4 protein-coding genes are annotated in these 3,922 nt (G+C 40.8%); 1 reads left to right on the forward strand and 3 read right to left on the reverse strand.

Going from position 1 to position 3,922, the window contains the following annotated elements; all coding sequences use genetic code 11:
- Nucleotides 1-54 precede the first annotated feature (54 nt).
- Both L4C32_RS20340 and L4C32_RS20345 read right to left on the reverse strand, forming a co-directional pair.
- Nucleotides 55-873, reverse strand: coding sequence for an AraC family transcriptional regulator (locus L4C32_RS20340; protein ID WP_428198715.1), 819 nt, complete (start codon nucleotides 871-873; stop codon nucleotides 55-57).
- A 17-nt stretch (nucleotides 874-890) separates the two neighbouring features.
- Nucleotides 891-1,490, reverse strand: a complete 600-nt coding sequence (locus L4C32_RS20345; protein ID WP_428198716.1) for a LysE family translocator — start codon at nucleotides 1,488-1,490, stop codon at nucleotides 891-893.
- A 185-nt stretch (nucleotides 1,491-1,675) separates the two neighbouring features.
- On the opposite strand from L4C32_RS20345, the gene L4C32_RS20350 reads away from it, so the two are divergent.
- On the forward strand, nucleotides 1,676-2,809 hold the full coding sequence (locus L4C32_RS20350; RefSeq protein WP_428198717.1) for a BamA/TamA family outer membrane protein: 1,134 nt from the start codon (nucleotides 1,676-1,678) through the stop codon (nucleotides 2,807-2,809).
- Nucleotides 2,810-2,833: 24 nt separating this feature from the next.
- Here the strand turns inward: L4C32_RS20350 and L4C32_RS20355 are convergent, their stop codons facing one another.
- Entirely contained in the window at nucleotides 2,834-3,574 is a 741-nt protein-coding gene (locus L4C32_RS20355; protein WP_428198718.1) for a hypothetical protein, read from the reverse strand.
- Nucleotides 3,575-3,922: the final 348 nt, after the last annotated feature.

Below are 3,922 nucleotides of genomic sequence, written 5' to 3' on the forward strand. Positions count from 1 at the left end.
GGGTGGAACAGAGGAAAAAAACGAAAAAAATTGTGTTGAAAGTGACTCAAAATATTAGAGGAAAAAACCTTGGTACTGCTTGGGTGTGATGGCCAATCGCTTTTTGAAATGACGCTGGAAATGACTTTGATCAGCAAAGCCTAATTGTGATGCGGTGTTAATCAGACTAGTGCCTTGCTGCAACAGAGTCTTAGCTTTTTTGATGCGTTGATCGAGCTGAAACGCATGGGGGGATTGGCCGTAATGGTTTTTGAAACTTCGGATCAGGTGATATCGGCTCAGTTCAGTTTGTTTTGCGAATTCATCCAAAGAGATATTCGTATCTAATTGGTCCAATATCATCTCTTTAACCAGAGACACTGAGCGGACATCTACTCGGCGGTTCTCTGGGAGCAAATGAGTGCTTTTTGAAAATTGGTTGGCAAAGTAGTCAATCAATAACCCTTCAGCAGTGAGCAGGTGTGTCTCTTTTTTTAACGATTCAAACAGAGTGGAGAACTGTTGATAGTCGTAGAGATCTTGTTTGTAGTGTTGTGAAAAAGGTTGATAATCAAATTGAATATTACTCAACATCTCCTGTTGCAAGTCGGCGATCCATTGAGTATCTACAAATAGCATCCTAAATGACCACGCTCCCTCTTTTGGGTTGCAAGAGTGAGCATCACCAGGGTTAATCGTCACAGTGTGGCCCTGGTGGATCTGGTGAGCGTGTTTCATATTCAGGTAGTTAGCACTTCCTTGGTCAATTACACCAAAAGAGAACTCATCGTGAGAGTGGGTATGGTAACAAGCACTGGAACCTCGAGCGTCACGCATCTCCACAAAGGGCAATGCTTGGCTTTTTTGTAGTGTCAGTGTCTTGTCTTGCGCCATCTACTCTCACCCTATCCTTAAGTGAATAACATTAATAGAACAGTCACACTTAGTAGAAGTCCCATTGTTCTATTCAACATAACGTAATGGTGTGGCTTCGACAAGAGTTTATAAATGAGGTGCCCTGCTGCTGCCCATGTGCCCACCCCTACCAAACAGATGAACAGTGAGATTAAGGTGAACATAACCAAGTAGGTAGAGGCTGGAGATTGACTGGTGACAAACAGAGTAATACCTGACATAGACACTAACCACGCTTTTGGATTGAGCGCTTGAGCCAATACACCGTCTAACCATCTAGGCGGGGTCTCTGTACTGTCTATTGATTCTGAGCTCGTTGCTGATGTTGCAATTTTATACGCCATATAAAAAAGGAAAGCAGCCCCTATATAGCGTAATAGTTCGGTAATTTGCGGATGATTCTTTAAAACAGCATTAAAGCCAATGCCTACGATAAATACGATCATTGCGTAGGAGATACTCGCACCAATAATATGAGGCAGAGTGCGTTTAAAGCCAAAGTTAGCGCTGGTACTGGTGGCAATGACATTCACCGGACCGGGTGTGATGGCACCAATTAAAGCAAAAATAGTCATGGAGAGTAAAACAGAGAGCATGGTAATTCCTTTGGATCGTAATTAGATGAGCAGGATAAGCGAGCTATTATTTGAAGTATTGAACGTTATTGCGGTCTGGTTGAGTATTTCTTTGCATGAACAGCTAATATCTAAGTCAGTCGCCATTTATGGAAACTAATGCAGGGAGCATGATGAGTCAATTCAAAGGCAGGTATGGATTTTATTTGGCACTTTTAATGTTTATCTGTCCCATTAAGGCCAATCAATTTTCTGACCCTATGGATGGCTATCTTGATATGGGAGAGTATCTAGCAAACAACGCTTACGGTTTTATGCCCATCCCAATTATCGTGACTGAACCTTCTGTTGGTAATGGTATTGGGGTCGCAGGGTTGCTCTTACATGAATCAGATGAACAAAAAGAGAAGCGAAAAAAACAGGCCGCTGAGTCGATTGATGGTGGGGCAAAATTGTTGACCCCAGCGCTTACCGTTGTGGGTGGTCTAGTGACCGAGAATGACACCAAATTAGGTTTCGCTGGGCATTATCGTAGCTTTAACCAAGACTCGATTCGTTACTTGGTTGGTGGCGGTTATGGTGACATTAATATGGGCTTTTATAGCCAAAATTTACCTAATAGAGATCTCAATGTGACCTTGAATATAAAAGGGGGAGGGCTGATTCAAAAGCTACAATTTCGAGTAGCCGACTCGCCGTTATTTATTGGAGTATCACAAGAATTCACCCAATCAACTATTCATACTGAAGGGCGTAAACTCGCGGGTATTATTGGAGACTTTGTTAACTTGAACCCTCAAACTTCTGGTTTAGGGGTTATTGCTGAAATAGACACGAAAAACAGTTTGGTTTTCCCTACTAATGGCATGCATCTATCCACTGAATATATGTGGCACAAAGAGCAATTTGGGAGTGATTATGAATATGATACGTTTGCAATCAAGGCAACTAATTATCTTCCCGTCTTTCAAAATTGGACATGGGGATTAAAAGGGATGTATAACTCGTTGACGAGTAAAGACATAGCATTGCCCGTTTTTGTATACCCTTATATCGATCTGCGGGGCATTCCTAAATATCGCTATCAAGGTGAAGCGGTTATCGCCATTGAAACTCAGCTTATGTGGGAGATCACCCCTCGTTGGATGACCTCTATTTTTGGCGGTGGCGGTGCTACCGGAGAGAATTTTGAACAAGCGTATCAAAGTACTGGTCAATACACTTATGGCGCAGGTTTTCGGTATACGATTGCTCGCCGATATGGCTTACGTGTCGGTATTGATCTGGCCCAAAGTCGCGAGCAGACCACTTACTATATTAATGTAGGAACGGGTCTATAGTTTCTTTCTATTCGCCGCTACGATTTAATCTTTGATTGACTCGTAGGTCGCCTCTTGCAGTGCTTTAACCTCTTGCAGGATCGTCCCTTCTAAATCTGGCATCTCCTTACTTAACCTTAGGTCCGTTCCTGGCACAACGGATAGGCAAATATTACGGTATTCCGCATCTTCTTTGATTAAGTTCTGATTATGAAAAGTAATGAATTGGTCATATAAGTTACTCTCTAACTGAACAATTTGCTCTTCGGTTAGTTTGACTTGGGCAACACATACATTGGGTCGAAAACTGTATTTATCTTGATGTTCTTTAAATCGCTCTACAAACAGAGCATCCAATGGCGTGTCCTCTTTGGTAATAAAACGCACCGCAGGTTGCAGTTGAACTCGTTTTTTCTCAATGATGCGCAAATATCCCATCAGCTCTAATGCTCGTAAATAATGAGAGATAGATTGATCGTTTAAGCCTTGTTCTTCTTGAATCTGTTCAACGGAATACTTTAACGAACTTAACATATAAATAAAATCATACAGAAAAGGAAAGCGGGCAAAGGTGATATTGTTGCTCTCTGATATTGCTTTAGTATTAAAGTGCTGAAGCTTCTTTGCTATGACAGCCAGTTGCAAGATATCAGTATTTAAAAAGGTACAGTAGTACGAGATTTTATCGATACCTAAACTGGTATTGTGAAGTTGCCTCTTCAAACTGCTGACAGGAACTTGGCAACTTTCAGACAGTTGAGTGAAGTTTACATTCTGAGCTTTCATAGTTTCTCGTAACGCTTCGAGAAGATATTTTGCGGAAATAGACAAAAGGTATCCTTATCTGATTTCTAACGAAATCAGTACTTCATAGGGGATAGATTCGTAGAAAAACTTGTTAATAGCACTATCAGTAAAGTGTACCAGAGTTAAGAAAGTCAATTCTAGTTTTGTTCAAAATTTTGACTCTTCTTACAAAATGCGTCAAAACTTAGGTGAGAGTGAAATGAGATCCTTGAATTAGCGATTAGAAATTCTATTCTTAAGTGAACCTCATGAAGTGAAACTTATAGTCTTATTTTTTGATACTGATGTATTTATTAATAAAAATCACTTATTGGCTAGGTCATAGAG

It is taken from the genome of Aliivibrio kagoshimensis, assembly GCF_050337105.1.
Classification (GTDB): domain Bacteria; phylum Pseudomonadota; class Gammaproteobacteria; order Enterobacterales; family Vibrionaceae; genus Aliivibrio_A; species Aliivibrio_A kagoshimensis.